The sequence below is a fragment of the Pseudonocardia sp. NPDC049154 genome, from assembly GCF_040648315.1.
GTDB lineage: Bacteria > Actinomycetota > Actinomycetes > Mycobacteriales > Pseudonocardiaceae > Pseudonocardia.
In genome coordinates this window covers 1-21,922 of record NZ_JBEZDN010000002.1, presented here as the reverse complement: position 1 = coordinate 21,922, position 21,922 = coordinate 1, and the positions used below count along the sequence as shown (strand labels likewise).

Here is a 21,922-nt window from a genome sequence, read left to right as displayed (position 1 = left end):
TGTGCCAGAAGTCGAGGAGTGTCCCGTGCGACCATGAGGGGCGATGTCCACCACCACTCCCGACCGTGGCGGTCGGCCCGCGGTCACCAGCGCCCACGAGCTGGCCGCGCTCGCCCAAGAACTCTTCGTCGCCCGCGGCTTCGAGGAGACCTCGGTGGACGACATCGCCGCCGCCGCCGGAGTCAGCCGCCGGACCTTCTTCCGCTACTTCTCCAGCAAGGCCGACGTGCTGTGGGTCGAGTCGCCCGCCGAGCTCCGAACGTTCCGCGCACTGCTCGACGAGTCGACCGACCACTGGCGCGAGGCGTTGTGCCGCTGCGCGCCGAAGGCGCTGCACCATCCGGCCGAGGAGCGGCGGTGGATGCTCCACCGGGCGAAGCTGCTACTGACCGTTCCCGCCGTCCAGGAGAAGGCCGCCCTGCGGCACGCGGAATGGCGCGAGATCGCCACCGCCTTCGTTGCGACACGCGGAGAGGCACAGTTGGTCGCCGTCGCCGCCGGGCACGCGACGCTCGCCGCGACGCTGGGCGCGCACGAGTACTGGATCGCGCACCCCGACAAGGACCTCCCCGCCCTGCACGAGCGGTTCCTGCGAATGGTCCTCGCCGGGGTGGGCTGAGCCTCGGCGCTGCTCAGCCCTTCTGCGGGCGCACCACCAGGGCGCGGTCGCCGTCACGGCCCGCCATCATCTTCTCGCCGACCTGCAGGAAGTTCTCCATCTCCGCCACCGGCAGCTGGGCGCCGTCCTTCAGCCGCAGGTAGGAGCGGTCGTCCACGCGGAGTGTGACAGGCCCGTCCGCGGTGTCGATGGTGATCCGGCCCGTCTCGACGGCCGAGAGCGTGCCGACGACCGGCTGCGGGTCGGACTTCGCGGAGAACCGGATGTCCATCGACAGCCGGAAGACACCGGACCGGTTGGCGAGCCCCGAGTGCGGGGTGTCCTCACCGAAGATCAGCACGTCACCGGCGTGGTAGGTCTCGGGACGCGCCCACTCCGACTCCTTGATCGCGTCGGCCGGGATGCCGTACTTCGGCGGGTCGTTGCGGTCGTGCAGGTAGCCACGCTTGTTCGCACCCGGCGCGATGGCGAGCCCGCCGCACTCGGGGCCGATGTCGGCGAAGGGGCACCACGCCGTCCAGAAAGGGACGCCGTCGTTGAAGAACCCGTCCTGGTGGCGCCCGGCCACCCAGTCCTCGGGGTCCTCGGGCACCGGCGGGTTGAGCCGGTACTCGGTGCTGGGGATCCAGGAGATGGGCTCGCCCATGACCTTCTCGAAGAAGGCGTGGATCCGGGGGTTGCCGACGAACTTCTCGTACGTGCCGGAGCCGTAGACCTCGGGGACCTTGATCGGGAACCCGCTGACGTCCTTGCCGTTCCACAGCGGCACCGTCTGGCCGGGATCGACGACGCCGTAGTCCTCGATCAGTACGGAGAAGTACTTCTGTCGCACCTGCTCCACCGCGTCCCGGTCGAGGACGTCGCGGAAGAAGAGGTAACCCTCCTCCTTCATCTGCGCGGCCATCGCCTTCGGGTCGTCGAGGAGCCCGTTGTGGACGTCGAGCTCCTTCATCGGGAACGCCACTGCACACCACCTTGTGATCCAGAGTTCTGCGTCATCATCGCGGTCACCACTCCCGCGCCCGCTTGAGCACCTCGGCGAACGGGAGATCGACATCCACGGCCCGCTCACGGGGCAGTCCGAGCACCCGCTCGGCGATCCCGTTGCGCTGCATCTGCTCCGTGCCACCCGCGATCGCGGGCTTCTTGCTCTCGAGGAACGCGTGCGCGGTCGCGCCCGCGCCGGCCTCGGCCGGATCCCAGGCCACGGCGGCGGCGCCACCCAGCTCCAGGGCGGTGCGGGCCCGCGCCGCGGTGGCCCCGGCCAGGCCGAGCTTGCCGTAGGCGGCGACCCCCGCGTCGGCCTTCCCGAGCCGCGAGAACGTCGCGATCCGCGCCTTGAGCTGAGCCACGACGTAGTCCTCGACGAAGGCGGAGGCGATCCGACGCCGCACCTCGCGTTCCCCCAGCCGCCCCGTCGCCGCGGCAAGCAGGTCCGCGGGCAGCGGGCCCGGCGCGTCGGGCGTCTCGACGGCCCCGGGGCGGCCGGCCCCGCGCTCGAACACCAGTAACGTCGAGGTGACCGACCAGCCGCGGTCGACGTCGCCGATCCGTTCGGCGTCCGGCACCGCGACGCCGTCGAGGAACTCCTCGCAGAACTCGCTGCTCCCGCCGATCTGCCGGATCGGGCGTACCGTCAGGCCGGGTGCGTCGGTCGGCACCCCGAACCAGGTCAGCCCCTTGTGCTTGGGCACGTCCCAGTTCGTGCGAGCCAGACACATCCCCCAGTCGGCGAGGTGGGCCAGCGAGCTCCAGATCTTCGCGCCGTCCAGCCGCCAGCCGTCGTCGACGCGGGTGGCCCGCGTCTGGACACCCGCGAGGTCCGACCCCGCCGCGGGCTCGGAGAAGAACTGGCACCACAGCTCCTCCCCGCGCAGCACCCGCGGGACGTGCCGGGCGAGGAACTCGGGCGTGGCGTGCCTGATCATCGTCGGGACGCAGGAGCCGAACGTGGTGACCGACAGGATGCCGAAGTCCGGCGTGACGAAGCCTGCCGCTTCCTCCTGGAACACGCGCTCGTGCGCAGGGGTCAGACCCCGCCCGCCGTGCTCGCTCGGCCAGGTGATGCCTGCGAACCCGCCGTCGAAGAGCCTGCGCTGGATGGCGCGGTGCTCGGCGACGTGCTCGGGGGTGTGCGGGTCGGCGACGGCCGTCCCGCGCCGGTCCAGGTTCGCGGGCAGCCACTCCCGCGCCTCGGCGCGGAACTCCTCGACCGGGCTCACGTCAGCTCCTCGGAATGGGCGGCGACGATCCGGTCGCGGTGGAAGTCCACCGTGCCGGACAACGCGGCGTTCGCCGTGATGCGGCGCAGGTAGAGGTGCAGGTCGTGCTCCCACGCGAACCCGATGCCCCCGTGGACCTGCAGGCAGTCCTGGCCGGCGCGGGCCGCGCGCTCGCCGAGGTGGACGGCGGCGATGCTCACCACCTCGCCCGCGTAGGGCGCGTCGGCGGACACCGCCCGGGTCGCCGCGGCGAGCACCGCCTTCGCCGACTCGACGACGAGGCTGACGTCGGCGAGCAGGTGCTTGAGCGCCTGGAACGAGCCGATCGGGCGGCCGAAGGCGATGCGGTCCAGCGCGTACTGCCGGGTCATGCCGAACAGCCGGTCGAGCGCGCCGACCGAGTCCGCCACCGACAGCAGGGTCGCCAGCGTCCGCGTGCGCTCCAGGGCGTCCGGCACCAGCGCGTCGGCCGGGACCCGCACACCGTCGAACCGGAGTGCCGTCAGCCGCCGGGTCACGTCCAGGCAGGCCAGCGCGGTCCTCGGCAGAGGGGCGTCGAGCGGCATGAGGACCTGGACCGGACCGTCGTGCGACCCGGCGGTGAGGAGGCCCCAGGCCGCGCTCGGATCGTCCACGACGGCGGTGCCGGTGAGCAGCAGGTCCGGTCCGGAACGCGCGGCGGTGAGCCCGTCGTCCCACAACGCGTCGCCCGCCACCGCCAGGGTGGCCGTGGCCTTGCCCGCGGCGAGGTCACCCAGGATGGCAGGGTCGGCGGTGTCGGCCAGCACCGCGGCGACGGTGTTGGTGGCGGCGAAGGGCTCGGGCTGCAGGCGCGCACCACGCAGCTGCGCGAGCAGGACCGCGTCTTCCACGGGGACGCCGGACACGCTGCCGCCGCCGAGCTCCTCGTCGACGAACATCGCGAACCAGCCGAGCTCGGCTGCGGCACTCACGTACCCCGGGTCGAGGGGGACGCCGTCGGCGAACGCGCGCACCCCCTCGATCGGGAGCCGGTCGTCGACGAACCGGGCGCTGGTGTCGAGCAGCAGCGCCTGGTCGTCTGTGGGCTCGAGGTCCATCAGACCTTCTCTGGCTCGGCGCTGGCAGCGGAGACGCGGTCCTTCAGCGCCGGCAGCACCGGGCCGGCGGTCTTCCAGTTCGGGATGCCGTCGGATTCGTGGGCGCGCGCGATCTGCTCGCCGTGGATCTCGCCCCAGTGCGCGTGGTTGAGCTGGTGCAGCGTGAAGCAGGCCTGCAACGCGTTGTGGAAGCCCTGGTTGTCCTGGGTCTGGTTCACCGACTCCTTGACCAGCAGCGCGGTCATCGAGGGCGTCCTGGCGATCCGCTTCGCGAACTCCTCGGTGTTCGCGGCGAGGTCCTCGCGTGCCCACACCTTCGACACCATGCCCAGGGCGTACGCCTCCTCGGCGTCGATGGAGTCTCCGGTGAGCAGCAGCTCCTTGGTCTTGCGGGCACCGAACTCCCACGGGTGGGCGAAGTACTCGACCCCGCACATCCCCATCCGCGTCCCGACGACGTCCGCGAACGTGGTGCCCTCCGCGGCGACGATCAGGTCACAGCTCCACATCACCATCAGGGCCGCCGAGTACACCTTGCCGTGCACCTCGGCGATGGTGATCTTGCGCAGGTTCCGCCAGCGGCGGGTGTTCTCGAAGAAGTAGTGCCACTCCTGACGCATCCGCTGCTCGGCCTTGAGCATCGTCCCGCCGGTCGTGCGGTGGGTGATGTGCTGGTTCGGGCCGGGCTCGCGCTCCTCGACCCGCACCGGGGTGCCGAGGTCGTGGCCCGACGAGAACATGGGGCCCTCGCCGCCGAGGATGACCACGCGGACGGTGTCGTCGGCCTCGGCCTCGAGGAACGCCTCGTTCAGCTCGACGAGCATCCCGCGGTTCTGCGCGTTCCGGGCGTCGGGCCGGTTCAGCATGATCCGCGCGACGCGGCCCTCGTCGAGGGTGGTGTAGGTGATGTAGCGGTAGTCGCCCATCGCGGTGTCCTTTCTAGACGAGGCCGTGTTCGCGCATCCGCGCGACGCGCTCGGGTCCGTACCCGAGGAGTTCGCCGTACACGTGGTCGTTGTGCTGGCCCAGGTGGGGGGCCGGGCCGGAGAAGCCGGCCGGGGTGTCGGAGAAGAGGATCGGGATCCCGCTGCCGTAGAGCCCCTCCGCGCCGCCGTGGTCGGGGTGCTCGAGCGGCACGGTCTCGCCACGGGCGAGCACCTGCGGGTCCGCGGTCGCCTCCAGGGGCGTCCGCACCTCCGACACCGGGATGTCCGCGGCGGCCAGCTTCTTGTGGATCTCGGCGACGGTCAGCTCCGCGGCCCACTCCCCGACGATCCGGTGGATCTCGTCCGCGTTGGCCGCCCGCGGGGCACGCCGGGCGAACCGCGGGTCCTTCAGCAGTTCGGGCATGTCCATCGCGGCGGGGAGCCGGGCGAAGAACCGGTCGTTCGCCGCGCAGATCGCGACCTCGCCGTCCAAGGCCCGGAAGATCCCGAAGGGGGCCAACCGGTTCAGGAAGTTGCCGGTCCGCGGCTCCATCCCGGTGGCGGCGTACCCACCCCAGGGCTCGACGGCGACCATCGAGGTCAGCGCCCCGAGCATGGACACGTCCACGTGCTGGCCCTGTCCGGTCTCCCGGGCCCGCAGCACCGCCGCCAGGGTTCCCATGACCGCGAACAGCGGCGCGGTCATGTCCCCCAACGGGAGTCCGACGCGCACCGGGTCCTCACCGGTGTGGCCGTTCGCCATGGTCAGCCCGGACAGCGCCTGGATGGTGAGGTCGTAGGCCTTGCCGTTGTCGGCGGCGTCGCCCCCGAACCCGGAGATCGAGGTGTAGACGATGCGCGGGTTCACCTCCCGGGCGTGGGCGTAGCCGATCCCGAGCCGGTCCGCGGTGCCCGCGCTGAAGTTCTCGACGACGACGTCGGCCTCACATACGAGGTCGTCGAACACCCCGATCGCGTCGGGGTGCTTGAAGTCCAGGGTGACCCCCAGCTTCCCGCGGCACCGCTCCAGGAACGGGATCGACAGGTCGTCGTCGTGCTGCGGGAGCCGGTTCACCCCGTCCCGCCCCAGGTAGGGCACGTTGCCCCGGGCCACGTCCCCGGATCCGGGCTGCTCCACCTTGATGACCCGGGCGCCCATGCCGCCGAGCAGCAGCGTCGCGTAGGGACCGGAGAGCGCACGGGTGAGGTCGAGGACCGTCACCCCCTCCAGCGGGCCGCTCACTGGTGCACCGCCTGGTACCTGGCCCGCAGCGCCCGCCGATTGATCTTGCCCATGACGCTGCGGTCCACGGTGTCCACGAACCGCACCCGCCGCGGCGTCTTCACCGACGACAGGCGTTCCCGACAGAACGCCACCAGTTCCTCCTCGGTCGGTGCGGCCCCCTCCGCCACGACGACCAGGGCGAGGGCCTCCTCCCCCATCTCGGGGTGGTCGACCCCGATGACCGCGACGTCCGCGACCCCCGGGTGCTCGATCAGCACCCGCTCGCTCTCCGCCGGGTAGATGTTCACCCCGCCCGTGACGATCTTGTCGCTGTCCCGATCGGTGAGGTAGACGTACCCGTCTGCGTCGACGCGACCGATCTCGCCGAGGGTGAAGACGCCCGGGCGCAGGTTCGCCGCGGCGGTGAGCTCCGGGGCGTCCTCGTACTCGATCCCCCAGCCCTTCGAGTTCTCGAAGTACAGCTTCCCCTCGGCGCCCGCGGGGAGCTCGACGCCGGAGGAGTCCACGGCGAGTGCGCGATAGCCGGGCAGCGCTCGGCCGACGGAGTTCGGCCGCTCCAGCCACTCCGGCGAGGTGATGCCGCAGACCCCACCGGACTCCGTGCCGCCGTAGGTCTCGAAGAACACCGGGCCCCACCAGTCGATCATCTGGCGCTTGACGTCCTCGGGGCAGCCCGCGCCGGTCTGGGTGATCAACCGGATCGAGCCCACGTCGAAGGTGCGGGAGCTCTCGTCCCGGGCGCGCAGCAGCCGGACGAAGTGCGTCGGAACCATGAGGCTGGTGGCGATGCGCTCGCGCTCGATCGTCTCGAGAATCGCCACCGGGTCGAAGCGGCGTGGCACGTGCACGGGGACACCCACCGCCAGCAGGGCCGTCGCCTGGATGGGCCCGGAGTGGTACAGCGGGCCGGACACCAGGTGCGGGCCGTGGCCCACGAAGCGGTTGGTCCCCGCCCAGGCCCGGTACCCGGCCAGGGTGGCGCCGCGCGGGAAGATCGACCGCGGCATGAGCGTCCGCTTCGGGCGGCCCGTGGTGCCCGAGCTGAACAGGATCGGCGCGGCCACCGTGTGCTCCGCGCGCTCCGGCTCACCCGGGCCGGCCAGCCACGCGTCCCAGTCCGCCCAGCTGCGCACGTCGACCGGCAGGTCGGCGGCGGCCTCGCGGGCCGCCTCGACCAGCTCGGGGCCGGCGAGCAGGAGGACGGCCGCGGACTCGCTCAGCATGTGGGCGATCTCGGCCGGGCGCAGGTGCGCGTTCAGCGGGACCAGCGGCGACCCGCTCTGGATCACCGCGGAGTAGGCCAGGAGTGCCCGGCCCGAGTTCTTGGCCAGCACCGCCACCGGGCGTCCGCCCGCCGCCGTCCGCAGGCGGGCGGCGAGGCGCGCGACCTCCGCGTCGGCCTCGCCACGGGTGAGCGTCAGGTCCCAGGCCACGAGCACCACGTCGTCCCGCTCCTTCGTCTCCATCGGCACGCCACCGATGCTCGGTCAGCGGCGTTACTCGGGGCGTTAGGACGGGCTTCACCTGGCATAACGCCCGGATAACGGGTTCGGGGCACCGTCGGGGCCATGACCGTCACCTTCGAACTCACCCAGGACATCGGGCTCGACGAGGACTACGGCGTCACCGCCGAACAGGTCCGCTCGTTCGGCGAGCACGGCTGGGTCTCGCTGCCCGGGTTCCTCAGCGCCGAGGCCGTCGAGGCCATCCGGGTGCCGCTGGCCCAGCTCGACTTCCGCCCGCCGCCCGAGCCGGGCGGGACCGTCTACGTCCGCGACGTGTCCGCCGCGGCCGCGTCCTCGCTGCGCAAGCAGGAGGGGCTGGCCTGGAAGCACCCGTTCTTCCGGGACCTCGCCATCTCGCGGCGGGTCGCGGGCGCCGCCGTCCGGCTGATGGGGGTGGACGAGGCGCTGCTGGTGCAGGACTCGTCCTTCTACAAGCCCCCGGGGGGCGGCGAGACGAGCTACCACCAGGATCTGCCGTTCTTCCCCTTCGACCGGCAGGGCGGGATCACGATTTGGATCGCGCTGATCGACATGGAGCCGGACATGGGGCCGCTGCGCTACCTCGACGGCTCGCACCGCGAGGGCCCGCTCGGCCGCTTCTTCGGGTCCGACCCCCGCGAGGTCTACCCGGCGCTGGGCGAGCGCGCGGTCGCCGCCGGCCACGCGATGCGGGCCGGCGACGCGCAGGTCCACTGGGACCTGACCGTCCACGGTGCCGCGGCGAACACCTCCGAGCGGGCCCGGGAGGCGTTCACCATGCGCTACATCCGCGCCGACACGCTCTACACCGGCTCCCCGCACCCGCACTACTCGAGCTTCGGGATGGCGCCGGGCAGCCGGTTCGCCGAGGTCCCCGACTTCTTCCGGGTCGGCCGGGACTGACTGCGAGGCTGGCGTAGCCGGTCCGGTGATGGTGGGCTGGCGATCGACGGCAGCAGGTGTGGCTCTTGGTCTGACTGGCCCTGCGGGTGTCTTAGACGGGACTTGCCCACCTGTTGTCGTCGGCGCCGGTCCCGGGTCGGAGTAGCTGGCCTGATCTCCGAGCTTGACCGCCAGTAGCAGCTGGCGTGTCCCGTCACAGTCTTGCCGGCTCCGAGCCGGGACCGGGACCTTCCACGTCCCTCCCGGCAAGGAGAACGCAGATGTCCATGCTGACAGAACCGACCGAGAAATCCAGGCTGGCCGAGCTCGTGGACCTGGTTATCGGCGTGGACACCCACACCGACACCTACAGCGCTGCAGCGGTCACCGCGGCGACCGGTGCTCCGCTGGCGACGGTGACGGTGTCCGCGGACGCCGATGGGTACGCCGAGCTGGTCGAGTTCGCCGACACCCACGCCGGGCTGCGGGCCTGGGCGATCGAGGGCACCGGCGGCTACGGCGCCGGCCTGGCCCGCCACCTCGTCGAGGCCGAGGAGCTGGTGGTCGAGCTCGATCGGCCCGGACGTCCCGCCCGTCGGGGTGGGCGCAAGTCCGACCCGCTCGACGCCGCCCGCGCCGCCCGCGCCGCCCGCGAGGCCCTGTCCCGCACGAGGCTGGCCCAGCCCAAGACCGGCGCGGAGCGGGCGGCGCTGCAGATGCTGCTGACCGTGCGCCGCGGCGCGGTCGAAGCGGGCGCCGACGCGCAACGGCAGCTACGCGCCCTGGTGATCACCGCCCCGGAACAGGTCCGGGACCGTTTCCGCGGGCAGAGCATCGTCGTGATGATCTCGACCGCGGCCAAGCTGCGCCCGCACACCGCCGCCGACGACGTCCACGCGTTCACCGCGATGACCGCCCTGCGCAGCCTCGCCCGCCGCATCCGCGATCTGGACACCGAGGCCGGCGAGCACGAGAAGGCGATCCGGGCGATCGTGCGGTCCTGGCGCCCGGACCTGCTCCCCCTTGCCCGGGGTCGGCCCGATCACCGCCGCCACCGTGCTGGCCGCCTGGTCACATGCGGGTCGCTGCCGAGACGACGGCGCATTCGCCATGCTCGCCGGCACCGCACCCGTCCCGCGAGCAGCGGGAAGACGGTGCGCTACCGGCTCAACCGCTACGGAGACCGCCAGCTCAACCGCGCCATCCACACCATCGCCGTCTCACGGCTGCGCTACGACCCCGACACCCGCGCCTACGCCGAACGCCGCCGCACCCAAGGCAAGACCGACCCCGAGATCCGCCGCTGCCTCAAGCGCTACATCACCCGCCAACTCTACCGACAGCTCGAACACCCCACGCGGCTTGACAAACCATAGGAGCGTCCCCTCGCCGGGCGTGGTGCCTCACCCGCGCCCGGCGAGATCCGACAGCTCGGCGAAGTTGGGCTGGTGCGCGCCCAGGCCACCGTCCACGTTGATCACCTGGCCGGTCACGAAGCCGGCCGCGTCCGAGGCGAGCCAGAGCGCGCAGGCCGCGACGTCGTCCGGGGTCCCCAGCCGCGGGGTGAGGTAGTGCCGCAGGATCCCGGCGTACTCGGCGTCGCCCATCCGCGCCGCCGCCCGCTCGGTCACGACCACGCCGGGCGCGATCGCGTTGCAGCGCACGCCCTGCTTGCCGTACTGGGTCGCCACGTACCGGGTCAACCCGACGACGGCGAGCTTGGACGTGCCGTACCCCGCGGAGTCGACGGTCCCGGTGAAGGCCCGGCTCGACGCCGTGTTGATGATCGACCCGCCGCCTCCCGCGACCATGTGCGGGATCGCCGCCCGGCACCCGAGCATCACGCCCCGCAGGTTGATCCGCATGATCTCGTCCCACGCGTCGACGTCCATGTCGGCGAGGGGCACGTCGCGGCGGAACAGGTGCAGGGCGGCTGCGTTGTTGTGCAACACGTCGAGCCGGCCGTAGTGCTCGACGGCCGCGGACACCAGCCCCTCGACGGCAGCCGGGTCCCCCACGTCGACCGGGACGAACAGCGCGTCCCCGCCCGCCGCCCGGATCGCCGCGGCACGTTCGCGACCGGCGTCCACGGCGAGGTCGCCGACCACCACCTTCGCTCCCGCGGCCGCGAACACCTCCGCGGTACGTCCGCCGATGCCCGTGGCCCCGCCCGCGACGACCGCGACCTTGTCGATCAGGTCGAACATCAGGTCACCGCCCCCGCCGCCTTGAGCGCGCCGATCTCGGGCCAGTCGTAGCCCACGTCGAGCAGGACCTCCTCAGTGTGCTCGCCCGGTTCCGGACCCCGGCGGCCGGGCGGCGCGACCTCGTCGAGCCGGAACGGGGCCCGCACCACCCGGCCGGGGCCGTCCTCGAGCGGGCGCAGGATCTCGTTCGCCGCCACCTGCGGGTCGTCGGCGAGTTCCGCCACGGTCTGGACCGGAGCCCACGATCCCTCGAACCCGGCGAAGGTGGCGCACCACTCCGCCTGAGTGCGGGTGCGGAACAGATCCTCGAGCACGCCCCGGAGCTCGCCGGGGTGTGCCGCGCGGGCCTCGTCGGTGGCGAACCGCGGGTCGTCGGTCAATTCAGGGCGGCCGAGCACGGTGCACAGCGGCGCCCAGTGCCGAGCCGCCTGCAGCACGCTGATCGTCATCCAGCGGTCGTCGGCGCAGCGGTAGTGACCCACCAGCGGCGCGAACCCGCCGCGTGCCGCGGCCGCTGTCGTCGGGGCCACGAGCTCCCCGGAGGCGACCCAGGCCGCGGCGTCGAGCAGCGAGGTGGTGACCTCCCCGCCGAGTCCGGTGCGCTCCCGCCGCTGCAGGGCGGCCAGCACGCCGGCGACCAGCCCGACGGCGGCGATCCGGTCGCCGAACGCGGCGGGCTGCCGGGCCAGCGTCGGCGCGCCGGGATCGGTGAGCAGGTCCCCGATGCCGCCGCGGGCCCAGAACGCGGTGATGTCGTAGCCGGGGGTGTCGCCGTCCGGCCCGGCCGGTCCGAACGCGTCCCCACGGGCGAACACGAGGCGCGGGTTGAGCGCGGTCAGCTCCTTGGCGGTGGCGCCGAGCCTGCGCAGCGCCGCGGGCCGGAAGCTCGTCAGGACCACGTCGGCGCCGGCCGCGAGTCGGTGCAGCACCGCGCGCCCGGTCTCGCTCTTCAGATCGAGTCCCAGGCTGCGCTTGCCCCGGTTGGTCTGGGCCCAGCGCCCGGCCCGGCCCGCGTCGGAGTTGTCCGCACCCTGCGTCCGCAGCCCTCGGTAGGGGTCGGGCTGTGTCGGGTGCTCGACGCGGATGACGTCCGCCCCGAGGTCGGCGAGCACCGCGCCCACGCTCGGCACGAACACGTACTGGGCCAACTCGACGACGCGGATGCCGGCCAGGGTCGCCCCCGGCTGGTCGTGAGGTGCGGACATGGGTGCGGCTCCTTCGGGTCGGGCGTGCCGCCACCCTCCCGAGCCGCTGTTATGCCCGCGTTATCGCACCAGGACCGCCAGTTCGGTGGGCGGCTCCAGCCCGATTTCCGACAGTGCGGTCACCGCCGAGCGGTAGCAGGCGACGGCGGCGGCGCGGTTGCCGAGACGGAGGTGGGTGCGGATGAGCAGGGCGTAGGCGTCGACGCCGTAGGGGTTGACCGCGATGAGCCGCTTGCAGGTGTCCACGATCTCCTCGGGTTCCGCGGCGGGCTCGAGGGATTTGCCCGCAGCTGTGGCGGCCCGGATCAGAGCCATGACCGAATCGGTGAAAAGGACGTCGAGGTAGTGCCTGCGGTCGGCCACCCACTCGAGGTCGCTCGCCGGCAGGAACGGGCCGGTGACCAGGTCCAGGGCAGACTTGAGCAGCGTGGGCGCCTCCGCCGGGCTCGCGTCCCGTGCTCGGCGGACCAGGTCCTCGAACACCCGGTCGTCGGACTCGACCTGTCCCGGCGGCAGGACGATGCGCCCGGGGCCGGTGGCGTCCGGGGCGAGCCCGGTGGCCTCGCGGAGCTTGAACAGCACCTGCCGGAAGTGGTTGGCGCTGCGGCCACGGTCCCCCTCCGGGAACAGGCGGGCCTGCAGTACCGAGCGCTCCGCGCCCTCGGGATGATGGGCCAGGTCGGCCGCGAGCTCGATGAGCTTGAGCCTGCGGATGGGGGCCTCCACCCCGTCCACGGTGAGGTGGGGCCGGTCGCCGAACGGATGGATCCGCACCCGCACTGGCCGCGACGTCGCGGTGACGGGGGCATGTTCGACGGGGGCGACCGCGACCGCGGGACGGCCGCGGGCGGCGAGCCGGTACGCCTGTGCCTCCCACCAGGAGCTGCCCCGGTCGCCCGACTCGGCACGGAGCGCGGCCACCGACAGCCCGCCGTCGTCGGGACGACCGAGCCGGCTGCCCGCCTCCGCCGCCAGCACCGCCGCGGTCCCGAGCAGCAGGTGGCGCCGACCGCGGCGCAGGGAGGTCAGGGCCGTGTCCAGCACGGCCGCGGCGTCGCCGGGTCTGCCCTGGGCGAGGCGGGCGGCGGCGAGCAGGATCCCGGCGAACTCGGCGAGGCCCCGTTGGCCGGTCTGGTCGGCTTCCCGCAGGCAGGCGTCGAGGGTCAGGGCGGCGTCGTCGACGGCGTCGACGGCGTCGCTTCGCAGCAGGACGAACCCGGCGAGGATGCGGTGCCGGATCCCGCCACCGGACTCTCGGGCGGCGGGGAGGCCGTCCCGGATCACCCGGAAGGCCTCGTCGTCGCGGCCCGCGGCGAGGTGCATGGCCGCCCGCGCGTAGGTGGCGTGCGGCCGCTCGCGGCGCTCAGGCGGGATCCGCCGCCACGCCTCCTCGGCCATCTCGGGCCGATCACCCCAGAGCGAGGCCAGGACGAGGTTGGCGTTGTCCCGGGTGCCCTCCGGCGTGGCGAACGCCGAGGTGACCACCTCGGCCAGCCGGCCCTGCCAGACCAGGCCCCAACCGACGATCGGGTCGAACGAGCCCCAGGTGACCTGGACCGGCGGGGACACGGCGTCGACCCCGGACGAGGCGCCGATCATGAACCGGACCGGGTGGACGTTCTGGTCGCCCTCATAGGCGTCGAGGAAGTACTCGGCCTCCCGGGGGCGGTGCGCCATCGTCCAGCCCATGAACGCGACGACGCAGGGATCGGCCCGGGCCACGTCCCCCATCCGGCCCTCGGCCTCCAGCCGGCGGACCAGCGCGATCGCCTCGTCCATGCGCTGCTCGCGGTGCAGGCACCGCAGCCGGCCGCTGACCAGCAGGGCGCGCTCGTGCACGAGGTCCTCGTCGAGCCGTTCGAGCAGCGCCGACAGGGCGGCCCAGCGGGCAGGGTCCTCGTCGATCGTCCGCACCTCGGCCTCGACCGCACAGACGGCGAGCTCGGTGTCCCCCTGGTCGAGCAGCACACGGGCGGCCTCGCCGAAGCGCCGCACCGAGACCAGGTGGTTCGCCCAGCGGCGCCGGAGCCCGCGGGCCTGCGTCGGCGCGACCGACAGCGCCGCACGCAGGCGGGCCAGCAGCGGTCGCGCGATGCGCAGCTCGTCGTCGGTGACGGTGACCAGGGGCAGGTGGCGGGCGCGGACGGCGGCCCAGCAGACCTCCGCGCGCGTGACGCCGACGAGCGCGGCGGCCCCCTCGAACGTGACCCGGTCCAGTACCGAGACGGTGACCAGGAAGTCCCGCTCGGCCGCGCCGAGCCCGTCGAGGACGTGGCCGTCGAGATAGTCGGCGAGCAGGTCCTGCGGGGTCGCGTCGGTCGTGGGGAAGCGGGCGAGCAGCGCGGTCCCCGCGGGCCACCCGCCCATGGCCGCGCTGATCGACACCGCCTCCGCCGCGGTCCGGCCACGCCGCCGGGCGAGGGCGTGCACCTCGTCGTCGGTCAGCCGCAGGTCGCGCTCGGTGAGGACGTGCGCCGTGCCGTCGGCCACGGCGGCGGACAGCACCCGCAGGTGCCGCCGGGTACCCACCAGGACGCGGCGGTCCGTCGCGGCGAGCCTGCGGGCGAAGGCCTCGACCACCCCGGGCACGCAGAGCAGGTGCTCGGCGCCGTCGAGGACCAGGAGTCCGCCGGGCCCGTCCGGTCCGAGCGCGGCGACGTCGGTCGTCCGCACCGGGCCGGTCAGCTCGACGACCTCGGCGTCCCGGCCGCGGGCGAACTCGCGCAGCTGGGTGGACTTGCCCCACCCCGGCCCGGCGACCACCTCGACGATCCTGGCCCGGTCGAGCGCGGTCGCGAGCCGGTCACCGATCCGTCGCGCGGCGACCGGCCGCTCGTCCCGTCCCGGAGCGTGCACTCCCATGTGCTCGTCCTCCACGCGTCGTTACGGTGTGACCCGGACGACACTAGGTCCTCCCGCGTTAAGGACCTCGTTACGGAGCGAGTCGCCACCGCACGATGGACTCCGTCTCGCCGTCCACGAACACCGCCTCGACCGGCGCACCCGCCACGAGCGGGCCGGGCTCGGAGAGCATCCCGTAGAGGAGCAGGCCCTCCTGCTCGGCGAGCTCCACCAGCACCGAGGTGTAGGGGACCTGCGCAGCGAACGCGGGATGGGCGATCCGGTGGGTCACCGTCCAGCTCCGCAGCACCCCGCGGCCCGACAGCGCCTCCCACTCCGCATCGGCGCCGCGGCAGGTCGGACAGAGCGGGGCCGCGGGGAACCGCAGCCGTCCGCACGCCGTGCAGCGTTGGCAGCGGAGTTCGTGGCGACGGGTGTGGCCCCAGAAGGGCTGGGAGTCCGCGTCGATCTGCTGGGGCGGGTACATGCTCACGCCGCCGCCAGGATCGCCGCGGAGGTCCCGCCCGTCAGGAAGCCCGGTTGGGCGGTGACCAGCGCGATCTCCGCCCCCGGCACCTGGCGGGCGCCCGCCTCGCCCCGCAGCTGCGACACCGCCTCGCAGACGTGGTTGATCCCGTGCACGTACCCCTCCGACAGGAAGCCGCCGTGGGTGTTCACCGGGACCCGACCGCCGAGGGCGGTGGCCCCGGACTCGACGAACGGGCCGCCCTCGCCCTTCGCACAGAGCCCGTAGTCCTCGGCCTGGACCAGCACGGTGAAGCTGAAGGCGTCGTAGAACTGGGCGAGGTCTACCTCGTCGGGCCCGACGCCCGCCCTCGAGTACAGCCGCGGCGCGAGCTCGGCCGCCGCGCTCGTCGTGAGGTCGGTCTTGGTGAGGTCGTCCGGGCCCAGCCGGGCCGCCCATCCGCGGACGGCGACCGGTGGCCGGCGCAGGTCCCGGGCCCGCTCGGTCGTGGTGACCAGCACGGCGCACGCCGCGTCGGTCTCCAGGCAGTAGTCGTAGAGCCGGAACGGGTCGACGATCTCGGGGGCGGCCAGGTAGTCGTCGAGGGTCAGCGGGGTCCGCATCATGGCCCGCTCGTTGAGCGCCGCCGCCGCCCGCTGCTGCACCGCGACCGCGCCGAGCTGAGCGTGCGTGGTGCCGTAGCGCTCCATGTGCATCCGGGCGGCGAAGGCGTAGTTGTGGGCCGGGGTGAGGATCCCGTAGGGCTGCTGCCACTGGAGGTCGGGTCCGGGCATCGGGCGGCTCGTGCCGCCCATCCGTACGCCGGACCGTCCGTTCAGCGCGCGGTAGAGCACCACGTTCCGCGCCGCACCGGTCGCGACGGCCAACGACGCCGCCCCGAGGAGGGCGGGGAAGCGGTTCCCCCCGCCGTACTCCTCGGAGAACCAGCCGATCCCGCCCAGCCCCAGCGCCTTGGCGACCTCGTGGACCTGCGCGGTGTCGCCGAGGTGGTGGGTGCCGATGCCGTCGACCTCGGCGGGGTCGAGCCCCGCGTCGTCGAGGGCGGCGAGCACCGCCTTCACCGCGAGGGCGAGTGGGGTGACGCCGGAGTGCTTCGTGAGCGGCGTCCACCCGATGCCGGCGACCGCGGCGGCGTCGCGCAGGCCGCTCATCCGGCGTTCAGGTTGTCGATGAACCGCATGTCGTAGATCTGCTCGCTGGTCAGCGGCTGCTCATAGGACAGGATGCCACCGACCTGGAACAGGTAGTCCTGCGAGATGTCGGCCATCTCGGTCGGCATCGGCCAGCTCGTCGAGAAGGTGGGCGCGGGCTCGCGCTGCACCCGCTCCACCGTGGACTGCAGCACCTTCGCCGTCTCGGCGGCCTTCGCCGGGTCGGCGTGGAAGTTGCCTTGCAGGTACTCCTTCTGTGTGCGCGCGAGCGCACGGACGAATGCCTGGCCGACGGCGGGGCGCTCGTCGAGCAGCGCGGGGCCGAACGCGTAGAACGAGCTGCCGTAGGGCGGGCTGTAGCCGACGTTGACGCAGCAGCCGTCGTCGACCAGGGGCTCCCAGGACGGGGAGATCATCACGCCGCCGTCGACGGCCCCGCCGGTCACCGCGCTGGACATGTCGGCGGCCGCGATCCGCTCGAACTTCAGGTCGGAGAGCTGGAAGGTCGGGTCCTGCTCCTTGAGCATCTTCCACATGTAGGCCTGGTTTACCCCGACGTTCCCGCCGAGGGTCGCGATCCTCTTGCCCTTCAGGTCCGCCGGCTGGAACTGCCCGTCCGCGCCGAGCACCTCCTTGCGCAGCCAGAGGCCCTCCTTCGACTCCGGGAGCGGCACCGAGCCCGGGAAGACGCCGCGCAGCGGGGCGCCGGCGGCCATCGCGTTGAAGTTGACCGCGCTGGTCCCGGTGGCGACGACGTCGAGCTGGCCCTGGGTCAGCAGGATCGTGCTGTCGTTGGGCGGCACGATCTGAATGTCGACCTCGAGGTTCTCCTTGGCGAACTCGCCGTTCTCCTGGGCGAACATCATCGCGAGGAAGGTCTCCAGCCGCGCCGACGTGCCGACGACGACCTTCTCCTTCTGCGGCAGCGGCTGCGGGTCGAGCCCGCTCCCGCCGTCGGCGGCGGTGCCGGCTCCGGGGCTCGCGGTGCCACCGCACGCGGCGAGGACGGCGGCGAGCAGCACGGCGCCCGCGCCGGTCAGGATCCTACGGGCGATCACGGTCATGGTGGTGCCCTCTCTCGGAGGTCAGACGGGGGTGCGGTCGGTGAGCTGTGCCCAGGGGGCGAGGCGCTGCCCGACCCAGCCGACGAGGGACTGGAACAGCGCGCCGAGCACGGCGACCACGACGATGCCGACGTACATCCGGTCGGCGCGGTACAGCTGCCAGGAGTTCCAGATCAGGTAGCCCAGCCCGCTCTCGCCCTGGATGAACTCCATGCCGACGAGGATGAGCAGGGCGTTTCCGCAGGCGATCCGCAGGGCCGTGAACGTGCCCGGGACGATCGCCGGGATCACCACGTGCACCTGCGTCTGCAGCCATGAGGAGCGGAAGGAGGCCGCGGGCTCGCGGTCGGACTCGGCCACCCCGATCACGTTCGCGACCGTGGAGATGGCGAGGATGAAGAACACGCCCATCGCGATCAGGATGATCTTGGGCGCGTCGCCGAGCCCGAAGATCAGCAGGAGCAGGGGCAGGATCGCGAGCTTGGGCACCGTGTAGAGGGCGCTGACGATCGGGACGAGGGCGACCCGAAGCGGGCGGATCTCCCCCAGCGCGAGCCCGACGACGAACCCCGCCACCGCACCCACCGCGTACCCGACGAGCAGCCGGTGCATGCTCTCCAGCGTCGCCTCCTGCAGCAGGCCGATCCGCAGCATCTCCAGGAACGCCCCAAAGACCTTCGCCGGCGAGGGCCACAGGTTCGGGGACAGGACCCCGGTCATCGAGACGAGCTGCCAGACCAGCAGCAGGAGCAGCGGCGCCCCGATCCGCAGGGCGTGGTCCCGGCGGCGACGACGGGCGGCGTGGCGGGCCGGGTCCAGGTCGGCCGGACCGGGGGTCCGGGCCACCACCGAGCTCCAGTCGCCCTCGGCCAGCCCGTTCGCGGGCCGGTCCATCAGCTCAGACATCGCTCGCTCCCCGGGTCGCCTCGACCTCGTCACGCAGCAGGTGCCACAGCTGCTGCTCCAGCGCTGCGAACTCCGCGGACCCGCGGATCTCCCCGGTGCGCGGCCGGGCGAACGGGACCTCCAGGTCCGCGATCACCCGGCCGGGCCGGGCGCTCATCACGGCCACCCGGTCACCGAGCAGCAGCGCCTCGTCGAGGTTGTGGGTGATGAACAGGACGGTCCGCCGGTGCTCCTGCCAGAGCTGCAGCAGCTCGTCCTGCAGGACGAAGCGCATCTGCGCGTCGAGGGCCGCGAACGGCTCGTCCATCAGCAGGATCTCCGGCTCCATGGCGAAGGCCCGCGCGATCGACACCCGCTGCTTCATCCCGCCGGAGAGCTGCGCCGGGTGGCTGTCCGCGAACGCGGCCAGGCCCGTCCGGTCGAGCCACTGGTCGGCCCGGGCCCGGCGTTCGGCCTTGGACAGACCGTTCACCAGGAGCGGGTACTCGACGTTCTGCCGCACCGTCTTCCAGGGGTAGATGCTGTAGTCCTGGAAGACCATGGCGGTGAGCGGGCGCTCGGGGTCCCGGACCCCGATCCGGACGTCGCCCGCGCTGGGCCGGGCCAGGCCCGCCAGCAGTCGCAGCAGCGTCGACTTGCCACAGCCCGAGGGGCCGACCAGGCACACGAACTCACCCGACCCGATCTCCAGGTCGAGCGGGCCCAGGGCGTGCACGACGCGCTTCCTGGCGTCGAACCGCTTCTCGACCCCGGCCACCGCGATCTTCACCGGCCGCGCCGCAGCCGGGGCCCGGTCCGCGACGGGAAGAGGATTCCGGATCACCGATGCCACCTCCAGCTCCGCACCGCTCCATCGTGGTGCTCCCTCATCCGACCGGATCGTCGTTACGGGGGCGTTATGGCTGCTCAGGCGGCATGAACGACGAAGAGCCCCGCCGGCAGGCGGGGCTCTTCGACAAGGCGGGCGGTCAGGTGATGACGCCCGCGTCCTTCAGCTTCTCGATCTCGTCCCACTCCACGCCCGCGTCGAGCAGCACCGTCTCGGTGTGCTCGCCCAGCTCGGGGCCGCGGGGCAGGGTGTCGGCCACCTCCCCCACGGTGAAGGGGGCGCGGACGAGCCGCATGCCGTCGATCTCCGGGACGGGGCGGACGAAGCCGTTGGCCACGATCTGCGGGTCGTCCGCCAGCTCCGTGACGTCCTGGACCGGCGCCCACGGCCCGTCGAAGGTCGCGAACGCGGCGGACCACTCGTCGCGGGTACGGCGGGCGAACACCGCCTCGAGTGCGGTCCGCAGCTCCGCGGCGTGGGCGTCCCGGCTGGGGCCGTCGCCGAACCGCTCGTCGAGCCGGAGCTCGGGCGCGCCGAGGTGCTTGCAGAAGTCATCCCAGTAGCGGTCCGACTGCATCAGGTTCAGCATGATCCAACCGCCGCCCGCGCATCGGTAGGACCCCGTCAGCGGCGGCACCGCGACCCGCGCCCCCGGCCCCGCGGAGGGGTCGTGGCTGATGATCTCGCTGGCCGTGACCCAGGCGGCCGCGGCCATCAGCGAGGAGCTGACCGGTTCCGGCGCCAGACCGCGCTCACGGCCGAGCAGCGAGGCCATGACCCCGCAGGCCAGGCCGACGGAGGCGATCCGGTCGCCGAAGGACGGGGGCTGGCGGGCGACCTGGCTCGCGTCGGGGTCGGTGACGAGTGCACCGACGCCGCCACGCGCCCAGAAGGCCGTGATGTCGTAGCCGGGCAGGGCGCTGTCGGGGCCTTCCGGTCCGAACGCGTCCCCGCGGGCGTAGACCAGGCGCGGGTTCAGAGCCTTCAGGTGGGCCTCCGACATGCCCAGCCGGCCCAGCGCGTCGGCGCGGAAGCTGGTGAGGAAGGCGTCCGCCTCGCGGACGAGCGTGTAGGCCAGCTCGCGACCGCCAGGCTTGCGCAGGTCGATCCCGATGCTGCGCTTGCCCCGGTTGGCCTGGGCCGAGCGGGCGGACTGTGCGCTCGCCCCGTTCTTCGCGCCCGCGGTGGTCAGCGCGTTGTACGGGTCGCCGTGCACGGGGTGCTCGATGCGCACCACGTCGGCACCCAGATCGGCCAGGATCGCCGCGGCGCTGGGCACGAAGACCCACTGCGCCAGCTCGACCACCCTGATCCCGGCCAGCGGGCCGGTGCGTGTGTCGCTCACCGCTTCTCGCCTCTCCTCGGCACGCCACAGATGGTCGGTGGTGCGCGTTACGTCGCTCGTTAGTCGCGGGGGCACCACTGGAGCAGGGTGTAGCCCGCCTGGTCGGCGAAGACGCCGCGCACCGGCGTGCCCGTGCGGATCTCGGCCGCGCCGACGTCGTCGAGCAGGAGGTTGCCGACGAGCCGGATGCCGCCCGCGGCGGGCAGCTCCACCACCGCGACCACGTAGGGGACCGCGTCGCGGAGCTCCTCGCGGGCGGGGTGCCACACCCGCGTCCACGTGTAGAGGACGCCCTCGGGCTCGGTCTCGACCCAGGCCGGGTCGAAGCCGTGGCAGCGATGGCAGATGACCTCGGGCGGCCACTGCCACGTCCCGCACGCGCAGCGCTGCACCACGAGGCGGTGGGCGACCAGCCCCTCGTGGAACGGCCGGTCCAGGCCCGACGGCAGCGGGACCGGCTTGCCGAGGACCTGCGGCAGGGCGTCGGCCCCCAGGTCGGGGATCGTCACAGGACCGCCTCCGTGCCGTAGAGGACGCCGCTGGTCAGCGACGTCATCGGGCCGCCCATCGCCGCGCTCACGGCGGCCCCGGGAACCTGGTTGGCCGAGGTCCCGCGCAGCTGGCGCACCGCCTCCAGGTGGTGGCCCATCCCGAGGATGTAGGCCTCGGCGAAGTTGCCGCCGCTGGTGTTGAGCGGGGCGACCCCGTCCGGCGCCACCAGGTTCTCGACGGTCAGCACGTCGTCCGCGTCGGCGTAGCTACAGACGCCCATCTCCACCAGTCCCATGACCACACCGGCCGTGAAGTTGTCGTAGACCTGGAAGGCGTCGACGTCCGCGACGGTGACTCCGGCGTCGGCGTAGAGCCGCTTCGCCAGGGACGAGTAGCCCGCGGTCGCCAGGCTCGGGGTGTTCTCACCGCCGGCGCCGGACCGGTACTCGCCGGACTGGCCTGCGGCCAGCACATAGACCGGGTCCTGCCGCAGCGAGCGCGCCCGTTCCGCCGAGACCAGCAGGATCGCCGCAGCGGCGTCGGACTCCTGGCAGCAGTCGTAGAGGTGGTAGGGCTCGGCGATCCAGCGCGACTCGTCGTACTGCTCGGCCGAGAGCGTGCGCCCGCGCATGACGGCCGCGGGGTTGGCTTGGGCATGGTGGTAGGCCGCCATCGCGACCGCCCGCATGGTGGCCTGGCCGATCCCGTGCTCGTCGAGCATCCGCTGGGCCCGCAGCGCGTACTTGTGCGGCGCGGCGAAGGCCCCGTAGGGCCCCATCGCCGCCCCGCCGAGCTCGTAGCCGGAGATCTCCGGCCCGCCCGCGCCGCCGTAGCCGACGCCCCGACCGAACCGGCCGACCTCGCCCTGCCGGCAGCCGCGGTAGGCGACGACGCAGTCCGCCAGACCCGCCGCGATCGCCGCGGCGGCGATGGCGAC

General features: G+C 73.0%; 19 protein-coding genes and 2 pseudogenes. 4 read left to right on the top strand and 17 right to left on the bottom strand.

Annotated elements, in window-relative coordinates; all coding sequences use genetic code 11:
* Nucleotides 1-43: 43 nt before the first annotated feature.
* The gene (locus tag AB0B41_RS01820) at nt 44-619 is read left to right on the top strand and encodes a TetR family transcriptional regulator (RefSeq protein WP_358197826.1); all 576 of its coding nucleotides are present in this window, start codon (nt 44-46) and stop codon (nt 617-619) included.
* A 13-nt stretch (nt 620-632) separates the two neighbouring features.
* Here AB0B41_RS01820 and AB0B41_RS01815 read toward each other — a convergent pair whose 3' ends face one another.
* The 6 genes from AB0B41_RS01815 to AB0B41_RS01790 are packed head-to-tail and all read right to left on the bottom strand — an operon-like array spanning nt 633 to nt 7,558.
* Nucleotides 633-1,583, bottom strand: coding sequence for a phytanoyl-CoA dioxygenase family protein (locus AB0B41_RS01815; protein ID WP_358197824.1), 951 nt, complete (start codon nt 1,581-1,583; stop codon nt 633-635).
* 43 nt (nt 1,584-1,626) lie between these two features.
* Nucleotides 1,627-2,841: an acyl-CoA dehydrogenase family protein gene (locus AB0B41_RS01810; RefSeq protein WP_358197822.1), complete on the bottom strand. Its 1,215-nt coding sequence runs from the start codon at nt 2,839-2,841 to the stop codon at nt 1,627-1,629.
* Nucleotides 2,838-3,920, bottom strand: a complete 1,083-nt coding sequence (locus AB0B41_RS01805; protein WP_358197820.1) for an acyl-CoA dehydrogenase family protein — start codon at nt 3,918-3,920, stop codon at nt 2,838-2,840. The genes AB0B41_RS01810 and AB0B41_RS01805 overlap by 4 nt, the downstream gene beginning before the upstream one ends.
* Nucleotides 3,920-4,846, bottom strand: coding sequence for an enoyl-CoA hydratase (locus AB0B41_RS01800; RefSeq protein WP_358197818.1), 927 nt, complete (start codon nt 4,844-4,846; stop codon nt 3,920-3,922). Before AB0B41_RS01800 ends, AB0B41_RS01805 begins: the two co-directional genes overlap by 1 nt.
* Nucleotides 4,847-4,859: 13 nt before the next feature.
* A complete protein-coding gene (locus tag AB0B41_RS01795) occupies nt 4,860-6,089 on the bottom strand; it encodes a CoA transferase (protein ID WP_358197815.1) in 1,230 nt (409 codons plus the stop codon).
* On the bottom strand, nt 6,086-7,558 hold the full coding sequence (locus AB0B41_RS01790) for an AMP-binding protein (RefSeq protein WP_358198187.1): 1,473 nt from the start codon (nt 7,556-7,558) through the stop codon (nt 6,086-6,088). The genes AB0B41_RS01795 and AB0B41_RS01790 overlap by 4 nt, the downstream gene beginning before the upstream one ends.
* 102 nt (nt 7,559-7,660) lie before the next feature.
* Between AB0B41_RS01790 and AB0B41_RS01785 the strand changes: the two genes are divergently transcribed.
* The 3 genes and pseudogenes from AB0B41_RS01785 (at nt 7,661) to AB0B41_RS01775 (ending at nt 9,834) form a co-directional block, all read left to right on the top strand.
* Nucleotides 7,661-8,479, top strand: a complete 819-nt coding sequence (locus tag AB0B41_RS01785; protein ID WP_358197813.1) for a phytanoyl-CoA dioxygenase family protein — start codon at nt 7,661-7,663, stop codon at nt 8,477-8,479.
* Nucleotides 8,480-8,739: 260 nt separating this feature from the next.
* Nucleotides 8,740-9,231: pseudogene (locus tag AB0B41_RS01780) on the top strand (transposase); the annotation flags it as partial.
* 283 nt (nt 9,232-9,514) lie between these two features.
* Nucleotides 9,515-9,834 (top strand): annotated as a pseudogene (locus tag AB0B41_RS01775) (transposase).
* A 27-nt stretch (nt 9,835-9,861) separates the two neighbouring features.
* On the opposite strand, the gene AB0B41_RS01770 reads toward AB0B41_RS01775, so the two are convergent.
* The 11 genes from AB0B41_RS01770 to AB0B41_RS01720 form a co-directional block, all read right to left on the bottom strand.
* Complete coding sequence (locus tag AB0B41_RS01770; RefSeq protein WP_358197811.1) at nt 9,862-10,665, bottom strand: SDR family oxidoreductase; 804 nt, start codon at nt 10,663-10,665, stop codon at nt 9,862-9,864.
* Nucleotides 10,665-11,870 (bottom strand): CoA transferase, encoded by a 1,206-nt coding sequence (locus tag AB0B41_RS01765; protein ID WP_358197809.1) that lies wholly within the window; start codon nt 11,868-11,870, stop codon nt 10,665-10,667. The genes AB0B41_RS01770 and AB0B41_RS01765 overlap by 1 nt, the downstream gene beginning before the upstream one ends.
* A gap of 60 nt (nt 11,871-11,930) precedes the next feature.
* Nucleotides 11,931-14,732 (bottom strand): BTAD domain-containing putative transcriptional regulator, encoded by a 2,802-nt coding sequence (locus tag AB0B41_RS01760; RefSeq protein WP_358197807.1) that lies wholly within the window; start codon nt 14,730-14,732, stop codon nt 11,931-11,933.
* A gap of 70 nt (nt 14,733-14,802) precedes the next feature.
* Nucleotides 14,803-15,198 (bottom strand): OB-fold domain-containing protein, encoded by a 396-nt coding sequence (locus tag AB0B41_RS01755; protein WP_358198185.1) that lies wholly within the window; start codon nt 15,196-15,198, stop codon nt 14,803-14,805.
* Between the two features lie 2 nt (nt 15,199-15,200).
* Entirely contained in the window at nt 15,201-16,349 is a 1,149-nt protein-coding gene (locus tag AB0B41_RS01750) for a lipid-transfer protein (protein WP_358197805.1), read from the bottom strand.
* On the bottom strand, nt 16,346-17,407 hold the full coding sequence (locus AB0B41_RS01745; protein ID WP_358197801.1) for an ABC transporter substrate-binding protein: 1,062 nt from the start codon (nt 17,405-17,407) through the stop codon (nt 16,346-16,348). The genes AB0B41_RS01750 and AB0B41_RS01745 overlap by 4 nt, the downstream gene beginning before the upstream one ends.
* Nucleotides 17,408-17,434: 27 nt before the next feature.
* Nucleotides 17,435-18,319: an ABC transporter permease gene (locus AB0B41_RS01740; protein ID WP_358197798.1), complete on the bottom strand. Its 885-nt coding sequence runs from the start codon at nt 18,317-18,319 to the stop codon at nt 17,435-17,437.
* Entirely contained in the window at nt 18,312-19,142 is an 831-nt protein-coding gene (locus AB0B41_RS01735; protein ID WP_358197796.1) for an ABC transporter ATP-binding protein, read from the bottom strand. The genes AB0B41_RS01740 and AB0B41_RS01735 overlap by 8 nt, the downstream gene beginning before the upstream one ends.
* 145 nt (nt 19,143-19,287) lie before the next feature.
* Complete coding sequence (locus AB0B41_RS01730) at nt 19,288-20,493, bottom strand: CoA transferase (RefSeq protein WP_358197794.1); 1,206 nt, start codon at nt 20,491-20,493, stop codon at nt 19,288-19,290.
* Nucleotides 20,494-20,552: 59 nt separating this feature from the next.
* On the bottom strand, nt 20,553-21,002 hold the full coding sequence (locus AB0B41_RS01725; RefSeq protein WP_358197792.1) for an OB-fold domain-containing protein: 450 nt from the start codon (nt 21,000-21,002) through the stop codon (nt 20,553-20,555).
* A partial coding sequence (locus tag AB0B41_RS01720) for a transporter (protein ID WP_358197789.1) occupies nt 20,999-21,922 on the bottom strand: 924 nt, incomplete at its 5' end. The genes AB0B41_RS01725 and AB0B41_RS01720, both read right to left, overlap by 4 nt.

Excerpts from the sequence above, each read along its gene's own strand:
- AB0B41_RS01820 (WP_358197826.1), top strand. The coding sequence starts at position 44 with ATGTCCACCACCACTCCCGACCGTGGCGGTCGGCCCGCGGTCACCAGC.
- AB0B41_RS01805 (WP_358197820.1), bottom strand. The coding sequence starts at position 3,920 with ATGGACCTCGAGCCCACAGACGACCAGGCGCTGCTGCTCGACACCAGC.
- AB0B41_RS01800 (WP_358197818.1), bottom strand. The coding sequence starts at position 4,846 with ATGGGCGACTACCGCTACATCACCTACACCACCCTCGACGAGGGCCGC.
- AB0B41_RS01790 (WP_358198187.1), bottom strand. The coding sequence starts at position 7,558 with ATGGAGACGAAGGAGCGGGACGACGTGGTGCTCGTGGCCTGGGACCTG.
- AB0B41_RS01785 (WP_358197813.1), top strand. The coding sequence starts at position 7,661 with ATGACCGTCACCTTCGAACTCACCCAGGACATCGGGCTCGACGAGGAC.
- AB0B41_RS01770 (WP_358197811.1), bottom strand. The coding sequence starts at position 10,665 with ATGTTCGACCTGATCGACAAGGTCGCGGTCGTCGCGGGCGGGGCCACG.
- AB0B41_RS01765 (WP_358197809.1), bottom strand. The coding sequence starts at position 11,870 with ATGTCCGCACCTCACGACCAGCCGGGGGCGACCCTGGCCGGCATCCGC.
- AB0B41_RS01760 (WP_358197807.1), bottom strand. The coding sequence starts at position 14,732 with ATGGGAGTGCACGCTCCGGGACGGGACGAGCGGCCGGTCGCCGCGCGA.
- AB0B41_RS01755 (WP_358198185.1), bottom strand. The coding sequence starts at position 15,198 with ATGTACCCGCCCCAGCAGATCGACGCGGACTCCCAGCCCTTCTGGGGC.
- AB0B41_RS01750 (WP_358197805.1), bottom strand. The coding sequence starts at position 16,349 with ATGAGCGGCCTGCGCGACGCCGCCGCGGTCGCCGGCATCGGGTGGACG.
- AB0B41_RS01740 (WP_358197798.1), bottom strand. The coding sequence starts at position 18,319 with ATGTCTGAGCTGATGGACCGGCCCGCGAACGGGCTGGCCGAGGGCGAC.